The organism is Shewanella sp. S1-49-MNA-CIBAN-0167 (assembly GCF_040310145.1).
Lineage (GTDB): Bacteria > Pseudomonadota > Gammaproteobacteria > Enterobacterales > Shewanellaceae > Shewanella > Shewanella psychromarinicola.
This window is the reverse complement of sequence record NZ_JBEOPO010000132.1, coordinates 1-381: the sequence shown is the minus strand read 5'-3', so window position 1 is coordinate 381 and position 381 is coordinate 1. Positions and strand designations below refer to the sequence as shown.

At 43.6% G+C, this 381-nt stretch carries 1 pseudogene; it reads left to right on the top strand.

Annotation, left to right across the window (positions count from 1 at the left end):
• Window positions 1-381: pseudogene (locus AAEZ00_RS20690) on the top strand (nitric-oxide reductase large subunit); the annotation flags it as partial.

Below are 381 nucleotides of genomic sequence, written 5' to 3'. Positions count from 1 at the left end.
GAATGGATTGGCGTACAACAATACTTTGACCTAGACATGAACTATTTATTCGGACATCAAGGATATGAGTACATTGATTTAGGACGCGTATGGCAAATATTATTGTTTGTGGGCTTATTAATTTGGACCGTGTTAATCACTGCAGCTATGCGTCCTGCATTAAAAGTTAACAGCGACATACTGCCGGCAATTTGGATTCTATACGCCTCTTGTGTCGCCATCGGCTTGTTTTATGGTGCAGGCCTGTTTATGGGCAAACACTCAAACCTTGCCATCGCAGAATATTGGCGCTGGTGGGTGGTGCACTTATGGGTAGAAGGCTTCTTTGAAACATTTGCAACAGCCGTTATCGCATTAATGCTCGTTCGCTTAGGCCTTATC